The 18,388-nt window shown below is 34.7% G+C and carries 22 protein-coding genes; 9 read left to right on the top strand and 13 right to left on the bottom strand.

The window, feature by feature from the left end; genetic code table 11:
• Positions 1–14 precede the first annotated feature (14 nt).
• From FHP05_RS10110 to FHP05_RS10100, 3 genes are all read right to left on the bottom strand, one after another.
• Complete coding sequence (locus FHP05_RS10110; RefSeq protein WP_147667884.1) at positions 15–953, bottom strand: beta-ketoacyl-ACP synthase III; 939 nt, start codon at positions 951–953, stop codon at positions 15–17.
• 95 nt (positions 954–1,048) lie between these two features.
• Positions 1,049–1,999 (bottom strand): BMP family ABC transporter substrate-binding protein, encoded by a 951-nt coding sequence (locus tag FHP05_RS10105; protein ID WP_147667882.1) that lies wholly within the window; start codon positions 1,997–1,999, stop codon positions 1,049–1,051.
• A 36-nt stretch (positions 2,000–2,035) separates the two neighbouring features.
• Positions 2,036–2,647, bottom strand: coding sequence for a Rossmann-fold NAD(P)-binding domain-containing protein (locus FHP05_RS10100; RefSeq protein WP_147667880.1), 612 nt, complete (start codon positions 2,645–2,647; stop codon positions 2,036–2,038).
• A 138-nt stretch (positions 2,648–2,785) separates the two neighbouring features.
• On the opposite strand from FHP05_RS10100, the gene FHP05_RS10095 reads away from it, so the two are divergent.
• The gene (locus FHP05_RS10095) at positions 2,786–2,965 is read left to right on the top strand and encodes a DUF2929 family protein (protein ID WP_191126319.1); all 180 of its coding nucleotides are present in this window, start codon (positions 2,786–2,788) and stop codon (positions 2,963–2,965) included.
• Between the two features lie 88 nt (positions 2,966–3,053).
• Here FHP05_RS10095 and FHP05_RS10090 read toward each other — a convergent pair whose 3' ends face one another.
• Positions 3,054–3,386 (bottom strand): hypothetical protein, encoded by a 333-nt coding sequence (locus tag FHP05_RS10090; protein ID WP_147667878.1) that lies wholly within the window; start codon positions 3,384–3,386, stop codon positions 3,054–3,056.
• 130 nt (positions 3,387–3,516) lie between these two features.
• Between FHP05_RS10090 and FHP05_RS10085 the strand changes: the two genes are divergently transcribed.
• Complete coding sequence (locus FHP05_RS10085) at positions 3,517–4,299, top strand: undecaprenyl-diphosphate phosphatase (RefSeq protein WP_147668011.1); 783 nt, start codon at positions 3,517–3,519, stop codon at positions 4,297–4,299.
• A 159-nt stretch (positions 4,300–4,458) separates the two neighbouring features.
• Here the strand turns inward: FHP05_RS10085 and FHP05_RS10080 are convergent, their stop codons facing one another.
• Positions 4,459–4,770, bottom strand: coding sequence for a metal-sulfur cluster assembly factor (locus FHP05_RS10080; protein WP_147667876.1), 312 nt, complete (start codon positions 4,768–4,770; stop codon positions 4,459–4,461).
• A gap of 123 nt (positions 4,771–4,893) precedes the next feature.
• Positions 4,894–5,655 carry a prolyl oligopeptidase family serine peptidase gene (locus tag FHP05_RS10075; protein ID WP_147667874.1) on the bottom strand — a complete coding sequence of 254 codons (762 nt, stop codon included), beginning with the start codon at positions 5,653–5,655 and terminating at the stop codon, positions 4,894–4,896.
• A gap of 128 nt (positions 5,656–5,783) precedes the next feature.
• Between FHP05_RS10075 and FHP05_RS10070 the strand changes: the two genes are divergently transcribed.
• From FHP05_RS10070 to FHP05_RS10060, 4 genes are all read left to right on the top strand, one after another.
• Positions 5,784–6,614 carry a Cof-type HAD-IIB family hydrolase gene (locus tag FHP05_RS10070; RefSeq protein ID WP_147667872.1) on the top strand — a complete coding sequence of 277 codons (831 nt, stop codon included), beginning with the start codon at positions 5,784–5,786 and terminating at the stop codon, positions 6,612–6,614.
• Positions 6,615–6,717: 103 nt separating this feature from the next.
• Positions 6,718–6,867 carry a hypothetical protein gene (locus tag FHP05_RS15375; protein ID WP_191126318.1) on the top strand — a complete coding sequence of 50 codons (150 nt, stop codon included), beginning with the start codon at positions 6,718–6,720 and terminating at the stop codon, positions 6,865–6,867.
• Positions 6,867–7,058, top strand: a complete 192-nt coding sequence (locus FHP05_RS10065) for a DUF3813 domain-containing protein (protein ID WP_147667870.1) — start codon at positions 6,867–6,869, stop codon at positions 7,056–7,058. The genes FHP05_RS15375 and FHP05_RS10065 overlap by 1 nt, the downstream gene beginning before the upstream one ends.
• 219 nt (positions 7,059–7,277) lie before the next feature.
• The gene (locus FHP05_RS10060; protein ID WP_147667868.1) at positions 7,278–7,541 is read left to right on the top strand and encodes a NifU N-terminal domain-containing protein; all 264 of its coding nucleotides are present in this window, start codon (positions 7,278–7,280) and stop codon (positions 7,539–7,541) included.
• 85 nt (positions 7,542–7,626) lie between these two features.
• Here the strand turns inward: FHP05_RS10060 and FHP05_RS10055 are convergent, their stop codons facing one another.
• Both FHP05_RS10055 and FHP05_RS10050 read right to left on the bottom strand, forming a co-directional pair.
• A complete protein-coding gene (locus FHP05_RS10055; protein WP_147667866.1) occupies positions 7,627–8,064 on the bottom strand; it encodes a hypothetical protein in 438 nt (145 codons plus the stop codon).
• Positions 8,065–8,098: 34 nt separating this feature from the next.
• Entirely contained in the window at positions 8,099–8,944 is an 846-nt protein-coding gene (locus tag FHP05_RS10050; RefSeq protein WP_147667864.1) for a YitT family protein, read from the bottom strand.
• Between the two features lie 137 nt (positions 8,945–9,081).
• Here FHP05_RS10050 and FHP05_RS10045 point away from each other — a divergent pair, with 137 nt between their 5' ends.
• Positions 9,082–9,942: a DegV family protein gene (locus FHP05_RS10045; RefSeq protein WP_147667862.1), complete on the top strand. Its 861-nt coding sequence runs from the start codon at positions 9,082–9,084 to the stop codon at positions 9,940–9,942.
• 156 nt (positions 9,943–10,098) lie between these two features.
• Entirely contained in the window at positions 10,099–11,313 is a 1,215-nt protein-coding gene (locus FHP05_RS10040) for a hypothetical protein (RefSeq protein ID WP_147667860.1), read from the top strand.
• A gap of 14 nt (positions 11,314–11,327) precedes the next feature.
• Here FHP05_RS10040 and FHP05_RS10035 read toward each other — a convergent pair whose 3' ends face one another.
• Together FHP05_RS10035 and FHP05_RS10030 are read right to left on the bottom strand one after the other, a co-directional pair.
• Positions 11,328–12,830 (bottom strand): alpha-amylase family glycosyl hydrolase, encoded by a 1,503-nt coding sequence (locus tag FHP05_RS10035; RefSeq protein WP_147667858.1) that lies wholly within the window; start codon positions 12,828–12,830, stop codon positions 11,328–11,330.
• A gap of 92 nt (positions 12,831–12,922) precedes the next feature.
• Positions 12,923–13,297, bottom strand: a complete 375-nt coding sequence (locus tag FHP05_RS10030; protein WP_147667856.1) for a DUF1516 family protein — start codon at positions 13,295–13,297, stop codon at positions 12,923–12,925.
• A gap of 172 nt (positions 13,298–13,469) precedes the next feature.
• Here FHP05_RS10030 and FHP05_RS10025 point away from each other — a divergent pair, with 172 nt between their 5' ends.
• Entirely contained in the window at positions 13,470–14,666 is a 1,197-nt protein-coding gene (locus FHP05_RS10025) for an ornithine--oxo-acid transaminase (protein WP_147667855.1), read from the top strand.
• 497 nt (positions 14,667–15,163) lie between these two features.
• On the opposite strand, the gene FHP05_RS10020 is transcribed toward FHP05_RS10025, so the two are convergent.
• The 3 genes from FHP05_RS10020 to FHP05_RS10010 all read right to left on the bottom strand — a co-directional run bounded on the left by FHP05_RS10020 (position 15,164) and on the right by FHP05_RS10010 (position 18,282).
• Positions 15,164–15,469, bottom strand: coding sequence for a hypothetical protein (locus tag FHP05_RS10020; protein ID WP_147667853.1), 306 nt, complete (start codon positions 15,467–15,469; stop codon positions 15,164–15,166).
• A gap of 72 nt (positions 15,470–15,541) precedes the next feature.
• Complete coding sequence (locus tag FHP05_RS10015; RefSeq protein ID WP_191126317.1) at positions 15,542–16,453, bottom strand: CPBP family intramembrane glutamic endopeptidase; 912 nt, start codon at positions 16,451–16,453, stop codon at positions 15,542–15,544.
• A gap of 131 nt (positions 16,454–16,584) precedes the next feature.
• Entirely contained in the window at positions 16,585–18,282 is a 1,698-nt protein-coding gene (locus FHP05_RS10010) for a DUF2207 domain-containing protein (protein WP_147667849.1), read from the bottom strand.
• Positions 18,283–18,388: the final 106 nt, after the last annotated feature.

Raw genomic sequence — 18,388 nt, 5'->3', positions numbered from 1 at the left:
AGGTTTCAAAGTAATTATTTTCCCCAACGTAAGGCAACTGCACCCCATGTCAAACCGCCACCAAAACCGACTAAAACGATAAGATCACCGTCTTTAATTTTACCATTTTGGACACTTTCGGATAGGGCGATTGGTATCGATGCTGAAGAATTATTTCCATATTTTTTTATGGTTTTTGCCATTTTATCTTCTGAAACACCTAAACGTTCCCTTGCCGCATTCATAATCCGCATATTTGCTTGGTGCGGGATCAAATAATCGACATCTTCTTTGGAAAGACCAATTTGATCAATTACATTAATGGATGATTGTGGCATTTGGCGAACAGCAAACTTAAATACTTCTCGACCATTCATGGAAATATGTTGCTCTTTATTCTGATATAAATGTTTTCCACCAGTACCATCTGCTCCTAATTCAAACGAGAGAATTCCTTTTCCCTCTGAAACTTCTCCAAGAACAACGGCACCTGCCCCATCTCCAAATAACACACAAGTACTACGATCTGACCAATCAGTAATTTTAGATAGTTTTTCTACACCGACAACAAGTACGTTTTTGTATGTTTTTGTTTCAATAAACTGTTTCCCAGTAATCATACCATACATAAATCCAGCACAAGCTGCACTTAAATCCATCGCTGCCGCGTTTTTTGCACCTAAATCATCTTGTATCTTACATGCAACAGATGGAAATGGTGTATCTGGTGTAACAGTAGCTACTAAGATTAAGTCAATTTCCTCTGGCTGAACTTTCGCATCTTCCAAAGCAATTTTTGCTGCTTCAAAAGCCATATCAGATGTATCCATACTATCTTCTGCAATTCTTCTTTCTTCAATTCCCGTCCTTGTGCGAATCCACTCATCTGACGTATCAACCATTCGCTCTAATTGTTTATTCGTTATTACTTTATCAGGAGCAAAATGACCAACACCTAATACTCCAACACCCATAACGACATCTCCTTATAAAAACAAAAATTAATATCAAACATTATGACTTGGTACTAATTTTAATCGATATAAACAAATTGTTCAAGATTAAACTATTATTTTTGATATGGCAGAAGACCTGTTGAATAATAATTTTCTAATGTATTATCTATCTTTCTTTGAACATTTAGAGGAACTTCTTCACTGTATGGACCTAATGTAATGATTTTTTTATCATGATTAAAGGAATAGATTTTTCCTTCTAATTTACCTTTGGCCATTTTTTCAGCTGTCATTTTATAAATTGTATCTACATTAAGAATAGTGCTAGATAAAACATAGCTAGAATCAATTTCAGATTGATCCATCATGTATCCAATTGAATAACGGTGATCCTTGCTTGCTTTATGTATAATTGTCTCACTAAAAACATCATTTGCAGGATAAAAAACATCCACATTTTTTGCTTTTAAATTTTCATAGCTTTCGGCAATTAATTCTTCATCTGCAACATCTTGAATAAACTCAATTTGAACCTTACCATTAGGATTTGCCTGTTTTACCCCTTCAAAAAAGCCTTCTATTTCTGTTTGCCATTCATATGCCGCAATAATGGCAACTTCATTTGTTTTGGTCATTTCACCTGCAAGAAGTCCTGCAAAATATCCTATTGGGAATAAATTGATATTCACGCTCGATACATTGTCACTTGTATATCCGCCATTAAAATAAACAAAATGAACATCTGGATAGTGGGATGCAAGATCAACGATATATTTTTCAAAATGACTACTGTGCCCAAAAAGTAAATTAACCCCTTTTTTGGCAAATTGGTCAATCACATCGACTGCTTCCTCTTCTGTTTGTATATTTGTTTCATAAAGAACGTCCACATCTGGATAAGTTTCTTTAATTCGCTCGAGACCTTCATAACCTTTTATTTCCCAAGCAGATGCATTCTTTGGCTTTTCTGTGATCATACCAACTTTATAAAGTTCACCTCGATCAGGATTACTACAGCTAGACAATATGATGATTATCATGAAGATAAATATAGCTTTTTTCAATTTCTGCACCCCTTTTTTTCTGTCAAGCTGTTTATTTTAAGTTTCATAAAAATGTTTATGTCGCTGATAATGTTTTTTTAACAATTCAATGATTTCATCCTTAGACCTATTGTCACGAATATAAATATATTTTTCAAGGTTTTCCTTCTCCATTTTCCCCGTTTTACATGACTTTATGTTTATTATCGGTGATACATTTGTACTTTTTAATAATTGCATGCAAGCATTTATAAAATCACCGATATAAATTGCCTCAGTGAAAAGTTTTGAATGAAAGTGGATTAACTTATTTTGTACAAGAACACCATCCTTTTTTATAGGCATCCATTCACCTACCAATAAAGATACAATAAGTTCTATTTGCTGTACAAGAAAACCTTCTTCATTATATTTTTTAATTTGAATGATTGTTTTTGTATTTGACTCGGGTATTTTTTTGTTTACGGAAATAAAGCAGTCATAATCATTATTCTCTTTTGATTCGGAGAGGGAAAAAGCTGCATTTCTCCCGAAAAAATCAAATAAATATTCCTCTTTTACTCCCCTATTTTTACTTCTTTCACCAACAACTTCATAGCCTTCTTCCAATAATTTATTTACAATATGAAAACCAATCCAATGAAAGCAATTTTCTATAAAGATACGCATGTTAGCCCTCCCTATTTATATTATATTATTTCCTTTCTAACAAATGCTTTCATTTTGTGATTTGTTCTGATAAACTATAAAAGGTATGATTGTTTTTATAAGAACGATAATGAGAAAATCATGAACGAGGTGTTGAAATTGCGCTACATAATGACAGTTATTTGGGCTCTTTTAATTGGTGGAGTCGTTTCTTACGTTTTAACTAGTATGGCGGGTGACCCTTTCAACCTAAATACCTCCTTAATCATTTCTGCAATCATTGCAGTTGTTATTTTTGTATTAGGTGACGGAATTCTAAAAGGGAATAGCCAAGAGTAAAACGCCGTAAAATTTTGCATGAAAAACCCTTGCCTTCTTGAGATTGGATTGGTAGGCAAGGGTTTTCCTTTATGTTTTATTTTTCAGGTTAATACCAAGGCAATAATGAAATGGCTGTTAAAGCTGCTAAGGGCAAAATAAACCTCCTGAATCTTCTTGGGGGATGCCCATAACCATAAAATGGGGAACCATAACCCGGATAACCCCCATATCCGTAACCATATTGACGTAATTCATTTACACTTGCAGGAGTTCTTTCCGGTGTGTTGGCCTGTTCTATTGGCACAGCAAAATAAACATATTCATCGTCCAGTCCTGTAATGATTCCGTCAAAACTATATCCGTCATTCGTCTCTGCCATCACATATGAATGTAAATGGTCTTTACATAGATGATACATTTTATCTTTATTGTCTTTCATATTGATTACCTCCTCACCTTAGACTATTCATTTGCCCATTAGAGAGTGATTGAGAGGTATCATTTTATTTAAACATGTTATTTTTAAGGAGGAGACTCTGGTGAATATTACAACAGATTTACTCACAATCATGAAATACTTATTTTTAGGACTGCTTCAAGGATTTACAGAACCAATTCCAATTTCATCCAGTGGACATTTAATCATTTTCCGTGATTTATTTGGAGTTGTTGTTGAAGGTTTATCGTTTGAAATTTTAGTGAACTTCGGATCACTCATAGCTGTATTAATCATTTATCGAAACGATATTATTCGTTTAATTCAAAATGGGTTACGATATATCACTACTCGAGAAGCAGATGCAAAAGACGACTTCCGCTTTATTATATATCTTGTTATTGCAACAATACCAGCTGGTGTCATTGGTGTCTTATTTGAAGATAAAATCGGGGATATTAGTAAGGCATCGACAGTTGGATTTACCTTAATTATTACGGGGATTGCTTTATGGATCATTCGTAATTTACGTGGTAGAAAAAGTGATGGCGACTTAACATGGAAAGATGCGCTTATCGTTGGACTAGCTCAAGCAGCAGCACTTATCCCTGGAATTAGTCGTTCAGGAGCAACGATTGTAGCTGCAATGCTTCTTGGAATGAAACAGGAAACAGCATTACGTTTCTCTTTCTTATTATATATTCCAGTTAGCCTTGGAGTTACCATTTTAGGTATTCCAGATATAATAGGTGATGCGAACTTTGAATGGGTTCCAAATACCATTGCATTGATTGCTTCGCTTGTCGCAACATTCTTTGCTTTAAAATGGTTTATGAATATAATGGCAAAAGGAAACTTAAAGTACTTTGCTTATTATTGTTTTATTGTTGGAGCCCTAGCCATTTTATTTATGTAATCAATAGATGAAGCCGTGCTGTAATATAGCACGGCCTTTTTTTGTTAGCCTTTAATTCGCTTCGTGAAAGATCTACCGTAATGGTATCTATACAAAAAAGCCAATTAAAAAGAGATTCATTCTAAAAAAGAACGAACCTCTTCAAAAGGAATTATTTTATCAATCTGGAATTCCGAGAGCGATTTTTGCATAACGTGACATTTTATCTTTTCCCCATGGTGGATCCCATACGATATCAACTTGTATTTCCTTAATTTCAGGAAAATCTGCCAATGCACGACGTACGTCTGCCTCAATATGGCCAGCTAATGGACATCCCATGGAAGTTAGTGTCATTGTCACTGTACACAAACCTTCCTCATCCATATCTACATCATATATTAAACCAAGGTTGACAATATCAATACCTAACTCTGGGTCAATAACGTTTTCTAGAGCACCTAAATAGTTTTCTTTTAATGCTTCATCCATGTCTATCCCCCTCTTTTTGTGTATATCATTATTAAAACATATTTTAATGTTTTTTAAAACTATATTGGTCACGAATAGAGATTCATCATGACTGAATTTCATATTTTATGCAAATCCAAGTTTCTACAGATGTTTCTTAAACCACTTTACTACTTCTAAAATAGCGAATCGACTTACTTTATGATCCCGGCCCTTTTCCCTAATAAAATGGATGTCCTTATTCCGATCATATTTTTCTCTTGCTTTTTGGTAAAAAGTAAAAGAGTGGTCAAAAGGAACGACCGGATCTTTATCCCCATGCCAGAATAATAATGGGCGGTTATTTAATGCCTCCATATTTTTCGATAAATCAATGGATTGTAGTTCTTGATATAATTTATCAATTTCCTTTTGAGGTATTTCTGGATTATCTGTTTTTGCATATTGTTCTAACATGAATGTGGCAAATTCTGATGGTTTTGGACTCCCCATTAAAACAGCAGCCACATCAATCCACGGATATTTAACCATAACTGCAGCTGTTGTAATCCCACCCATGCTCGTTCCAGCAACACCAAATTTATCATTTTCAATAAGATTTTCAGCTTGTAAATAAGCCCGGATGGTTTGTAAATCTTCCACATTTTGCATGACGATATCCCAAAATGCTACTTGTCTTTTAAGGGAAGAAATATTCCCCTCTCGTTCCCCATGGTGAATACTGTCTGGAAGGATTACTCGGTAACCTTCCTCTGCTAATAAAAAGGCAATTGGTAAATCATGTTCTTTCGCACTTGTAAAGCCGTGAAAATATGTAATAATTGGTAAAGGTTCCATAGCCTTCTCGTTTTCAACGATTACAAGGCACGGTATGTTGTCTATTTTTATTTTTGAAACACTAATCAACGAAGTATCCTCCTCTTTCAAAATTATTATTGTCCATTTATCATATAGTCTTTTAAGGCATCTGAAAAGAAAAAACCCTTTACTTCTTAGTTAATTATTTATAAACTGGTTAAAATGAGGTGAATAAAATGGAGAGGAAAAGACATTTAATTGCTTTAGATTTAGATGGAACATTATTAACAAACGAGAAGAAAATAAGTTCACATACAAAAAATGTCATACTAAAAGCGAAAGAACAAGGACATGTTGTTGTCATTGCAACAGGTCGTCCACATCGCTCAAGTATCTTGTACTATAGACAGCTTGGTCTTAAAACTCCAATGGTTAATTTTAATGGTGCCCTTATCCACCACCCACAAGATAAAAAGTGGGAAGGTTCACATAACCCACTTGAACAAAAAACAGCTTTGAATATTGTTGATGCTTGTTATGATTTGTCTGTAAATAATTTGATGGCAGAAGTACAAGATAATGTTTTTTTAGATAAATATGACAAATCCTTATTAGATATTTTCCTGCATAGCTCAGAAGAACTACCTTACAAGATCGGAAGTTTACGAAAAGAACTAAAAGAAGATCCAACTTCCCTTCTCATTTACCCACGTGAAGAACATATTGATGAATTAAGAAATCTTCTAGATGACCAACATGCAGAGCTCATCGAACATCGTAAATGGGGAGCACCATGGAATATCATTGAAATTGTTAAAAAGGGAATGAATAAAGCAGTAGGATTACAAAAAATCGCTCAGTATTATAATATACCAAAAGAAAGAATTATTGCATTTGGTGATGAAGATAATGATTTGGAAATGATTGACTATGCTGGTGTTGGTGTTGCTATGGGAAATGGTATTGATGAATTAAAGTCCATTGCAAAACATATCACAGATACAAATGAAGAAGATGGTATTGGCAATTTTATCAAGACTTATCTAAATATTCATTTGCATGAATGAAATAATCTCGATACCGGAAATTACCTTTATAAAAAATAATTCAATATCCATACTAATGGTGAGCGCAAAAAGCGTTCACCTTTTTTCTTAGGGGGTTGACCTGATGAAAAAAAAGTCAAAAGAGCAAGAAACAGAAGAACTTTTCTCTTCCAAACCAGCTAAGAAACAACAGACACCACATTCAGACCAGCATTTTACAGACAAAAAACGGAAACAAAAAGAAGTTGACAACCACACTGTAGGAGGGTTTTAATGGCTAACGATAACTTATTTCAGCAAGCTAAAGATGCTGTTAATAATTTTATGACAAGTAATCCAAATGAACAAGATAAACAAGCAGCTAAAAATGCTATCCAAGCGGCATATACAAACTGTACTCCAGAGGAAAAGCAACATTTACAGCAATTGGAGCAACAATTGGAACAAAACCAACAGTTGAGTTAACGAAGCTCTCTATGGTCGGTCAAGTATTTCTCACTTAGAAATTCCTAAACATCATACCATTCGTGATGGTGATTACGGTACCATTATGTAATGGGAATGGGTTACTTTAAGCGAATGGATGGAAAGGTGCTCTAAAATTGGAGCACCTTTTTTCCTTTTTCTTTCGCCTTTTATGTATTTTTGGTATGATAAGGGTAAGTATATGTAGGAGGGATCGTTATGGGTATTCGTGTGGAAGAAACACCAAATCCAAATGCTATTAAGTTTACAACAGAAAGCCTAATTTTTGAAGGGACTGCAAGTGTTTCGGTAATGCCTGGAGATACGAGTGAACATGAAATTATGAATGATTTAATGAAATTAGATGGTGTAGCAAATGTATTTGGCTACCAAAATTTTATTACCGTAAATAAAGATTTTGATGCAGAATGGGATGAATTAATCGAAAAGGTAAAAGAAATCATCCAAAAACACGGATATTAATTCAATACATAAAGATACCCAAAGGATTATCCTTTGGGATTTTTTAATTCATAAAAAAACTTCCCCTCTCAGTAAGAAGAGAAGTTTATAAATAAGAGAAATCAACTGTAATATAATTGGAACTAATTTTATCTCCATGAATATTTTTTCCGTAAATATTAATAATAACTAACTCCCCATTTTCCTTTACTTCTTTTGGGGTATCATACATGATTTCGAAACTTTCCCATTCTTCATTTGGATTATCTACAGAATAGGCTGTTTCCTCAACAATCTTCTTGCCATCCTGTTCCATTTCATAGTAAAATTCATATTGATTTGTTTTTACCTTGCCCCGAATCACCACTTCTTTTGCTTGAACATCTACATGTATTCCCCTAAACTTTACTTTTGTTTGTTCGTCTGCTTTCTCTTCTTCCGTGGATTCTTGGCGATCGGAGTTTTCATTTTCCTCCCCCGCTTCACAACTAACTAAGAAGAATGCCAACAAAATTATTAATAGAAAAATAAAACGTTGTTTCACACTGATTTTCTCCCCTTTGAACACAGATTTCATATTAATCATCTCGCCTAAATAATCCAAAGATGCCAGCCGTTTCTACAATATTCGTGAATGCCTCTGGATCTGTTTCCTGAATCACTTCCTCTAAATAGTACAATTCATAGCGAGTAATCACTAAATATAACATATTTTTATCTTCATTCGAATAAGCCCCTTTTGCAGGTAATATAGTAATACCGCGGACTAAACGGTGGTGAATTGCCTTTTGTAATTCTTCTGCTTTTTTCGTAATAATCATGGCTGTTACTTTTGTATGGCGTGTATGTATTGTATCAATAACACGAGTGTTTACATAAAGTGAAACTAATGTGTATAGCGCATTTTCAGGTTCGTACAAAATCCCTGCTGTCCCAATAATAATCGCATTTAACGTTAAAAAATAAATCCCAATTGGCCGATCTTTGATTCGCGATAAAATCAAGGCAATAATATCCATACCACCTGTGGAACCACCTATTTTCAATGTTAATCCAACACTCGCACCACCAATTAAACCACCAAATACTGCATTTAAAATAATATCATCAGATAAATGGAGGACTGGAAGTAATTCTAGAAAGAATGATGTAAATGCAACAGAAACTAAACTATAAATAGTAAATGCTTTTCCAATCTTCAACCAGCCTATTATAATTACAGGAATATTAAACAGTAGAAGTAATATTCCAGTTCCAATACCAATATTAAAAAAATCATTAAATATACTCGAAACTAATTGTGCTGCACCTGTAAAACCACTCGCATAAACATTCGCACCAATTAGAAAAAAGTTTAAAGCAATCGCATTTAAAAATGCACCAAAAATGACTATAAGCGTTCTTTTCAATTCTGTTTTTACCATTACATAAAGTCCTCCTTTAAAACAACTATTTCCCTTTTTATTCTATGTTTCCCTTATTTCCAACGAAACATTTTGACTAAGTAGTATACTAGAGATAAACTTATTATAATACATTACATAGAAATGAAGGTGAAAGCATGAATGTTCAGATTCTTGTTGATACTGCTTGTGATTTAACCGAAGAACAGTATAAAACATATGGAATAGAAAGGCTACCATTAACTGTTCATTTAGCTAAAAAAGAATATCGAGATGGGATTGATATTACTCCTAAAAAAATTTATGATGCAATGAGAAGTGGAGAAAGTCCAACTACATCTCAAGTTTCCTTACAGACATTTCAAACTATTTTTACGACATATGCTAAAGAAAAACATGCCTTATTATACTTATCATTTTCATCTGAACTATCCGGCACATATCAAACGGCAAAAATGATGGAGCAACAAGTCTTAGAAGAATATCCAGAAGCGGAACTTCATGTACTTGATACAAAATGTGCCTCCATAGGTTATGGACTTGTCGCAATTCGTGCTGCAAAGCTTGCTAATGAAGGAAAGAGTATGGAAGAAATCATTGAAACCGTACAATATCATACCAAACATATGGAGCACATTTTTACGGTAGATGATTTGAAGTACCTATACCGTGGTGGACGTGTGAGCAAAACAGCTGCATTTGTTGGCTCTTTACTTAAAATTAAACCCGTTCTCCATGTGGATGAAGGTAAATTAATCCCTATTGAAAAAGTCCGTGGTTCCAAACGTGTACTAAAACGAATGTTGGAAATCATGGAAGAACGTGGAACAGATTTCGAAAACCAAATAATTGGTATTAGCCATGGAGATGACATCGAACGAGCGAAACAATTGGCAGAAATGATTAAAGAAAAATTTCCTGTTCAAGATGTGCTCATCGAGATGGTAGGAGCTGTTATTGGTGCACATTCAGGCCCAGGAACGATTGCCCTTTTCTTCCTAAATAATGACTATAAGTAACTTAAATTATTTCAAAATGATAGAAATTATAGTGACATTTGTTCTTAATTCGTCATATACTTGTTATTTTCTTTTGACATTTTTATTACAGCCTTGCATCCTCTTATTTAGTTAAGCATCATAGGTATAGAGGATATTGAATAGGGAGATGACATCATGCCAAAGTACATCACACATTTTACTTTCTTATTTTTTGCTTTTGTTGTTGGAACAGGAATTTGGATGCGAATCTATCCATTTTCCCCTTCTCGTGTGCCATATGATCATCTATTACATGCACACTCCCATGTAGCATTTCTGGGATGGGTATTTTTAGGTTTACTACTCATCTTCCTAAAAATAACATGGACAAACATCAAATCTAAGAAACATGTGCATTTTATGATTATTACCGTGATTATAGTAACCATTCTAATGTTTTTTGCTTATATATATCAAGGATATGATGTATTTTCAATTATCATGGCTACTCTTCATATCTTTGTAGAATATTGGGTTGCTTTGTTTATTTATCTACAAATGAAAAAGTCTAGACTATTTTCTAAAACAGCAAGTCTTTATATAAAAGGGGCACTAATTGCGCTGGTCATTTCTTCGATAGGCCCATTCTTATTAGGATTTATTGCTGCTAAAGGTTTACAGGACTCTTATCTTTTTGAGATGACTATTTATTTCTATTTGCATTTCCAATACAATGGTTGGTTTCTATTATTCTTAATTGGACTATTTATTACTATTATCCAATCTAAAAAAATAAAAGTTAATGAGTTACTTATGAAGCGTGCATTTTGGCTCTATCTCATTTCCTTATTCCCAGGATACCTTCATTCCGTGTTATGGGTTGACTTAGGTACTGCTGCAACGATTGTATCTGCAATAGGTGTAGTCGGTCAATGGATTGCTATTATTTGTATTGTCTATGCTTTAAAAGGAATCAGTCCTGCTATTTCCAAGCATTTCGGGAAATTCATTAAAAATAGTATCCTATTTGTTCTTGCATTGTTAGTCATCAAACATTCACTTGAATTAGGTATGATTATTCCTGGTTTAGCAGGTCTCGTATATGACACAAGATCTGTTGTCATTGGTTATTTACATTTTACTCTGCTTGGATTTGTTAGTATGTTTATTTTAGTGCAGTTAACAATGATTCAAATTCTTAGTCCTAGCCACCTAGCAATCAAAGGGGCTTGGATCTTTTTCCTAGGATTCTTATTAAATGAAGTACTCTTATTTACACAAGGTTTAACAGAATGGTTAGCTTTTTCCTCTGTGCCATTCTACTTAGAAGGATTGCTCTTAGCAGCCATTCTTTTAGGAATTGGGGTCCTCTATTTATGGATTTCATATAAGAATACGAAAATAGTATAAGGGATCCCCTTATACTATTTTGTTTCTTGTTGATTGATTTGCTTTTGCTTTCTACTTAAATATATAACCGCTGCTACGAATAGAACAAATACAACAACCATTGGAAGAATGAATATCCAATTCAATCCTGTTTCATCTTCGACAACATAGACCTCCGATGACTCTCGAGGAATGCCGATTTTATATTCACCATTTTTATTCTCCCGGACGAGATTATCCTCTAATACACCTCTTAATTGAACATTTGAATCAATGTCCGTTAATTCTACAACACGTGATTCCGTATCATTATTTATTGCTACATAAACTGTTTCATCCTTATAGCTTCGTTTAAAAACACTCATTCCTTGATCTGTTGCAACTACTTCAAAATCACCTAAACGTAATGCAGAAAACTGTTCCCTTAATGAAGAAATTCGAGTATAATATTCCTTTAATTCAGGTTCCCCACTATTAAATTGCATAAGAACTTGTGTTTCAGGATATTTTTCCCCGTACATTGGAATTTCTGAACCTTGATAAATGAACGGCACTCCTGGGGTCGTATATATATAAGTTAAAGCGAGTTTCCATGCTGTAACGAGATTTCGACCTTCCTCTGTAAATTGATGTGTAAATCTTTTTTTAAACTTATCATCAATACTTATTAAGCCAGGTTGTTTTCCGGTTTCCTCCCAAGTTGTATAGATATGGGATACAGGTTCATCCTCATTTGCAAACACATGAGCCATTACTTCTTGTAATTTATTATTTTCCACAAAGTCTAGTCCTGCCATTGCTTTCTCGTTCATTTCAACACTTGCTTCAGATAATGTTCCAATTAAAATAAAATCTGGATTTTTTTCTTTCAAATGCCCTGTGAAATTTTCTAAAAAGGAAGGTTCTGCCTTGTCCACTTCATGAATCTTGAAACCATCAATCTCCGTTTCATCTATCCAATAATCTGCAACTTCTTTTAAGTAGTTTTGCACTTCTGGTAGTTCTTGATTCAGTGCAACAGCTTCTTCTAACCATGGAGCTACTTCTTTATCAATCTTTTCTGATTCATCAATCCAGGCTTTATTATCTGTTGTAATTGGATGAGATGCTGCTATATAATTTGGCACAAACTCTAAAATCACTTTCATTTCCCGTTCGTGTGCCTTGTCAATTAACTCTTGTAAATCTTCCATTGTTCCAAATTCGTTCTCGACCTTAAAATGATCCTCAATCCAATAACCATGAAATCCATTATCTGCATTTTCCATAACAGGAGATAAAGAAATCGTTGTAAATCCTAAACTTTTCAATTCATCTAATTTAACCGTAATCCCCTGTAAATCTCCACCATGGTAGGCATAAGGATCATCTACATCGACTTTTTCACTATTTTCCTGATTCATATTGTTGAATCGATCTACAACAATATCATAAATGACCTCATCTTCTAGATGTTCATTTGCTTCAGCAGATATAGCGATTGGGGTGAAAGCAAAAAATAACGCCATCATCATCCCTATTTTTATTATTTTCTTCATATTTTCCTCCATGTCTCTTTGACTTCTCTAACAATAAAATAAGACTATTCCTTCATCTTGGAATAGCCTTATTTTGTTGTATTCTTTTCTATTTAAGCAAGACCAAATGTAAGTCGAGTAAAACCTAAAATCAATGTAATAATAAAGGCGATAACTAGTTGAATCCAAGCGCCTTTCGTTGATTTACCTTTGGCCGTTTTGACAGCAATCATCTCTATTGCAGCGATGACCCATATTCCAGCAATTGTTTTTGCGATTACCTCTCCAAGTAATGATCCACTCATACCCATTTTCGCATAGGCCCCAAATAAATCTCCACCAGAATATAAGATTAGTAAGTAATCCAGGCGCATAATCATATGAGTGATTTTAGCACCCTTTGCTTTTCCTTGTTTATGGAGTACTAAAACAACAATTAATAAAATAAGGGCTAGTACCCATGAAGTAATATGTAAATGTGTATTCATCTATCAAATTCCTCCTTGCTTTTGTTTACATATTTTATTTATTACTAATCATACCATGTTCATGTTATTTAATCACGAAAAAATAATTGAATGATATGTAACATTTCGATATACCTGCTATAATAAATAATGAAAGCGTTTTACTTTTTTAAAGAGAATCGGAGGGATATTTTTGACAATTAATAGTAAAGATATAATTCAGCAAACCGAAACATATGGAGCTAGAAACTATTATCCACTTCCCGTTGTTGTTTCAAAGGCAGAAGGTGTTTGGGTAGAGGATCCTGAAGGTAACCGTTATATGGATATGCTTAGTGCGTATTCTGCGGTAAACCAGGGACATAGGCATCCAAAAGTCATTCAAGCACTGAAAGAACAAGCAGATAAAGTGACGTTAACATCCCGAGCGTTTCATAATGATCAATTAGGTCCATGGTATGAAAAAGTCTGTAAATTAGCAAATAAAGAAATGGCACTACCAATGAATACTGGAGCAGAAGCAGTTGAAACCGCCATTAAAGCTGCCAGAAGATGGGCTTATGATGTAAAAGGCGTACCGGAAAACAAAGCGGAAATTATAGCTTGTGAAGGCAATTTTCATGGCCGAACAATGACAGCTGTCTCCCTATCTTCTGAAGCAGAATATAAACGAGGATTTGGTCCGATGTTACCTGGGATTAAATTAATTCCTTTTGGCGATATTGACGCATTAAAAGCAGCTATCACAGAAAATACGGCAGCTTTTCTTTTTGAACCAATTCAAGGAGAAGCAGGAATCAATGTTCCACCAGAAGGTTTCTTACAAGAAGCTTATGAAATTTGCCAAGAAAACAATGTCCTTTATATGGCGGATGAAATCCAAGCAGGCCTTGGTCGTAGTGGAAAAATGTTTGCTTGTGATTGGGAAGATGTAATACCAGATGTACTTATCTTAGGAAAAGCCCTTGGTGGTGGTGTCATGCCAATTTCTTGCGTGATTGCAAATGAGGATATTCTTGGTGTCTTTAATCCTGGATCACATGGTTCTACATTCGGGGGAAATCCACTAGCATGTGCTGTTTCTATTGCAGCATTAGATGTTCTCGTGGAAGAAAATCTAGTAGAACGTTCTTTAAAACTCGGAAACTATATGATGGATGAGCTAAGGAAAATTAATAATCCGATTATTAAAGAAGTGCGTGGCAAAGGACTGTTTATTGGGGTTGAATTAACCGAATCAGCTCGTCCGTATTGTGAAGCATTGAAAGACAAAGGATTATTATGTAAAGAAACACATGAAAATGTCATCCGCTTTGCCCCACCTCTCATTATCGAGAAAGATGATTTAGATTGGGCATTGGAACAAATTCGTGAAGTAATGAAAAAATAATGGAATGAAAAAAGATACCTTCTACAACCATATAATGTGGAAGGTATCTTTGAATTTATATTTAACTAACGTGCACAGATGATAGCACGATAATACATATCCTAAAGTCGAAATCTAACCAATTTTTAGACCAACCGTTACACCGAAACTTGTTTCCCAAAAGAATAAGCATACCACCACAATAAGAAACCAAGAAATTCTCCAGGCCTTGTTGGAACGTAAAAATTGCATAAAGTTAAAAATACCCAAAATACAATCGAGGAAGCAGTAGCAAACCAAGTCTCGGAACCTACTTCGCCCTAACTCATTCCTGCCCCAAATAAGACGAAGAAATTAAATGATAATAACAAAAGCAAAATAATAATGTTATATATGTGAAACACCTTCTTACTCAATGGTGTCCCTCCATCTTCAACAACTTTACTTTACCCTATTCTTGAACAATGCTTATTTGGCAACTGTTCCCGATTGTATTAGAGGGTAATATCACAATCCTTTCAACGCCCCATTTGATCCAATCCGATTACAATAAAAATCATAATCGCATCAATAAGGGCTAGGATTGCAGAGATTTTCCCAACCACAGCCCCAAACCATACGGTGAATATAGCTGTTAAAAGGGCGATAACACCCAAAACGATAAAAAGAATACCAATACTGTTGCCCAATTTATCGTTATTAACCGGCTCCCACGTTATCCAGAATCCGGCTAGTAAGGAATATATCCCTTTTGTCCGCGCAATATAGCCGATCCAAATAAAAAATACACCGATAATAAGACCGATTCCTGTTTCAATCCCCATTTTTATTCTCGTCTCCTGTTATGCTATTTTCGATTGGAAGTACTATTTTATAAAAACTCTAGAAATAATGATTTAATTAGAACGAATTTCCGACTGCGCAAAAACTGCAGCGTAATTGGTGTTAATCGTGGTTCGTGTACGAATAAAAATAATTACATTCACAGCCGATAAAACTATGAATCCAGCAAGTCCAGTCAATCCGTTAAGTAATTCTGGGTTCCCGCCAGCTACAATCATAATACCGATGGAAGCACTACCATTGATAACGCCATGAAAAAATGCAGCTGGAAAGATGGAACGTGATTTTATTGTAATAAAAGACAAAATCGGGGACATAAGCACACTAAATAGAGTCATCATCAATACGCCGAAGATAGGAGTACTTGGATAGTTATGTCCTGCAAAGATTGTTAGTGGTGCATGCCATAGCCCCCAAATGAGTCCTATGAGAAATGATGCTTTCCAAAAGCCGAGTGCTTGAAACTCCCGAAGAAGAAAACCGCGCCAGCCAATCTCCTCTCCAAAGGCAAAAATAGCGTTGATGGTAATTCCGCCAATAAAACTTTGACCAGCGAGTAACCACAGTGGATGGAAAGGCAGCATCTGGAATAAATTATTCATTGTTGCAGCAGTTGTTGCATCTACGGTACTTAGGTAATTTTCCATCCTTAAATCAAGTGTTACACCTGGGAACAAAATAGCGACCAAGGCAGTTAGTCCAATTAGTAACAACGGAAAGATCATAGCGAAAGGCCACCACCAATTTGGCCGTCTCGTAAGCAATAAGGGTCGAGCGACTGCTTCTTTATAGATTATTTTCTGAACAATCAATACGGCAATTAATGGAATAAACATATACCCTAGCATGAATATATATATTAAAAACGGGTTATTTCCAAGACCACTAAGAAAAAATATAGTAGAAATGCCAAAACTCAATCCGTAAAGCCATAAAATATAAGTCAAAATCTTTCTTTTATCCATTCGAAAACACACATCCATTCTTCATCTTGAACTTTACAAATCATAATTCCTTATTCGATAACCTGACTCAATTGTTACTTCCTTTAAACAACTGACATAAAGGAATGGGCAAACACTAATTTTAGATGCTTCTAAAACGCACCAGAACCACCGCCACCACCACCAACTCCAGAACCAGAACCAACGCCAGCTCCTCCATCACTTGTGATTGTTGCAGCAGAAACTTTCTCCGCGTTAGAAAATGGGTCTGATATGGCACTAGCTAGAAGAATCATCATCCATATATCTGTATTACTGGTATTATATACTTGGACTTCATTTGCAAGTGTCTCTGATTTGTTTCTTATCTTTTTACTATTCATGCCTAATCCATAAATAAATGCGCGCATTTGATCATCATCTAACCATTCTGTCCATTCACTTGGTGTAACTGCTTCATATTTATCTTGAAATTCCTTCCATTGTATGGTTATATGCTCTCCTTTGACTGTCTTCATCTTGTAAAAGATTGAAAATAATAAGCCCATGACAAATAATACTATCCCAAACGTCATCCAGCTAAAAAGTTCGTATACAGCAAATACAATGATAAATGGTAGGAGTAAAAAGATGATTCCGGCAGTAATCCATTTCATTTTCGTTTTATCCTCAAAAAGATGATTGCTTTTCATCTCATCATTCACAGCATCTCGCCATGCATCAAAATCTTCTTGATAAGATTCATGGTTCTCTTCATTTTCTGTATAATCTTCTAGATCGTTTATGGTAAATTTACCTGAATCTCCAATTTCATAAAACAACCAGTCGATTAATTTTTTCTCATGGTCATGTTCTGTCTCTTCTTGTACAACAAAAACGCTTCCTTCCTCCGTCTGTTTCACATATCCCTTACGAACGAGATCTAATAAAGCGGCTGTCAAGGCATCCACAGTTAAATAACCATTACTCATATATCGAATCGTTGCTGGCATACTCATTTCATTTTTCGGCATGAAAGAATCTGATATACACAACCGTTCTGCTTCGTACTTCAGCATTCTTCTTTGTATCCACGCTTTTCCTATTAGGATAAGCAAGTAAATGGCGAAAATCCCGATTACAAATGGAGCAAGCTTGTTTAACATTGTTTGTCTTTTTTCAAATGTCGCAATTTCTTCCTTTTGTGTTTCGATTTCCTTTTGTATTTCATTACGAATGGATTGATTTATGTGGTTTGTTACTGCAGGAAATAGTTGTGTGTCATAAGCAACACGGATATCCCCATTTTCTCCGCTACCTACATATCCTAAATCAAACTGAACGACACCATCTGATTTTACTGTATCACTTTGTAATGCAGCATCATAGCCAATGGATAGCACATCATTGGTTACGTGTGGTGGATGAACATATATTGTCATATTTTCATAATCCGTCTCATTACTTTCATCGAAAAAAGGCCAGTAAAATTGGGCCATATCCTCATATACTTCTACACCATTTTTAATATCATACGTCAATTCTATCGTTAAGGTTTCTCCTTCATCACCTGTACGATGGACTTTATACAAGTTATCATCATTTTCTATTTTTAATTTTTTTCCATTTTCTGTTGCTTGGAAATTTTTAACCTCTGTATTCTTTTTCGGAATTAATGTCCTAGATATTCCATTAAAATCATCTTCAAAATGGTATGTATGACTTTCCTTTACCTTCACATCGCCATTTTCTTTTAAATAGGCATGAATATCTGTTTGATCAATCGAATAATCAAGGGCAAATGCTTGTATTGGGAAAAACAATACCCCTAGTAAAAAAATCAATAAAAACGATGCCAGTATTTTTTTCATGTTGATTCACCTCTCTTTTCATACATACGAGATGAAGAACAAAAAAGATTCAATTTCATAGAAAAACACTTGGACAAATCCCAAGTGTTTTACAATACAGTATCCA

It is taken from the genome of Cerasibacillus terrae (assembly GCF_008039555.1).
Taxonomy (GTDB): Bacteria; Bacillota; Bacilli; order Bacillales; family Amphibacillaceae; genus Cerasibacillus; species Cerasibacillus terrae.
Note: the sequence above shows the minus strand (reverse complement) of the source record. Positions and strands in the feature narration are given on the sequence as shown.

Excerpts from the sequence above, each read along its gene's own strand:
- FHP05_RS10030 (WP_147667856.1), bottom strand. The coding sequence starts at position 13,297 with ATGAATACACATTTACATATTACTTCATGGGTACTAGCCCTTATTTTA.
- FHP05_RS10045 (WP_147667862.1), top strand. The coding sequence starts at position 9,082 with ATGAATGTTCAGATTCTTGTTGATACTGCTTGTGATTTAACCGAAGAA.
- FHP05_RS10070 (WP_147667872.1), top strand. The coding sequence starts at position 5,784 with ATGGAGAGGAAAAGACATTTAATTGCTTTAGATTTAGATGGAACATTA.
- FHP05_RS10050 (WP_147667864.1), bottom strand. The coding sequence starts at position 8,944 with ATGGTAAAAACAGAATTGAAAAGAACGCTTATAGTCATTTTTGGTGCA.
- FHP05_RS10015 (WP_191126317.1), bottom strand. The coding sequence starts at position 16,453 with ATGGATAAAAGAAAGATTTTGACTTATATTTTATGGCTTTACGGATTG.
- FHP05_RS10035 (WP_147667858.1), bottom strand. The coding sequence starts at position 12,830 with ATGAAGAAAATAATAAAAATAGGGATGATGATGGCGTTATTTTTTGCT.
- FHP05_RS10040 (WP_147667860.1), top strand. The coding sequence starts at position 10,099 with ATGCCAAAGTACATCACACATTTTACTTTCTTATTTTTTGCTTTTGTT.
- FHP05_RS10060 (WP_147667868.1), top strand. The coding sequence starts at position 7,278 with ATGGGTATTCGTGTGGAAGAAACACCAAATCCAAATGCTATTAAGTTT.
- FHP05_RS10100 (WP_147667880.1), bottom strand. The coding sequence starts at position 2,647 with ATGCGTATCTTTATAGAAAATTGCTTTCATTGGATTGGTTTTCATATT.
- FHP05_RS10065 (WP_147667870.1), top strand. The coding sequence starts at position 6,867 with ATGGCTAACGATAACTTATTTCAGCAAGCTAAAGATGCTGTTAATAAT.
- FHP05_RS15375 (WP_191126318.1), top strand. The coding sequence starts at position 6,718 with ATGAAAAAAAAGTCAAAAGAGCAAGAAACAGAAGAACTTTTCTCTTCC.
- FHP05_RS10010 (WP_147667849.1), bottom strand. The coding sequence starts at position 18,282 with ATGAAAAAAATACTGGCATCGTTTTTATTGATTTTTTTACTAGGGGTA.
- FHP05_RS10110 (WP_147667884.1), bottom strand. The coding sequence starts at position 953 with ATGGGTGTTGGAGTATTAGGTGTTGGTCATTTTGCTCCTGATAAAGTA.
- FHP05_RS10085 (WP_147668011.1), top strand. The coding sequence starts at position 3,517 with ATGAAATACTTATTTTTAGGACTGCTTCAAGGATTTACAGAACCAATT.
- FHP05_RS10080 (WP_147667876.1), bottom strand. The coding sequence starts at position 4,770 with ATGGATGAAGCATTAAAAGAAAACTATTTAGGTGCTCTAGAAAACGTT.
- FHP05_RS10020 (WP_147667853.1), bottom strand. The coding sequence starts at position 15,469 with ATGGGGATTGAAACAGGAATCGGTCTTATTATCGGTGTATTTTTTATT.
- FHP05_RS10090 (WP_147667878.1), bottom strand. The coding sequence starts at position 3,386 with ATGAAAGACAATAAAGATAAAATGTATCATCTATGTAAAGACCATTTA.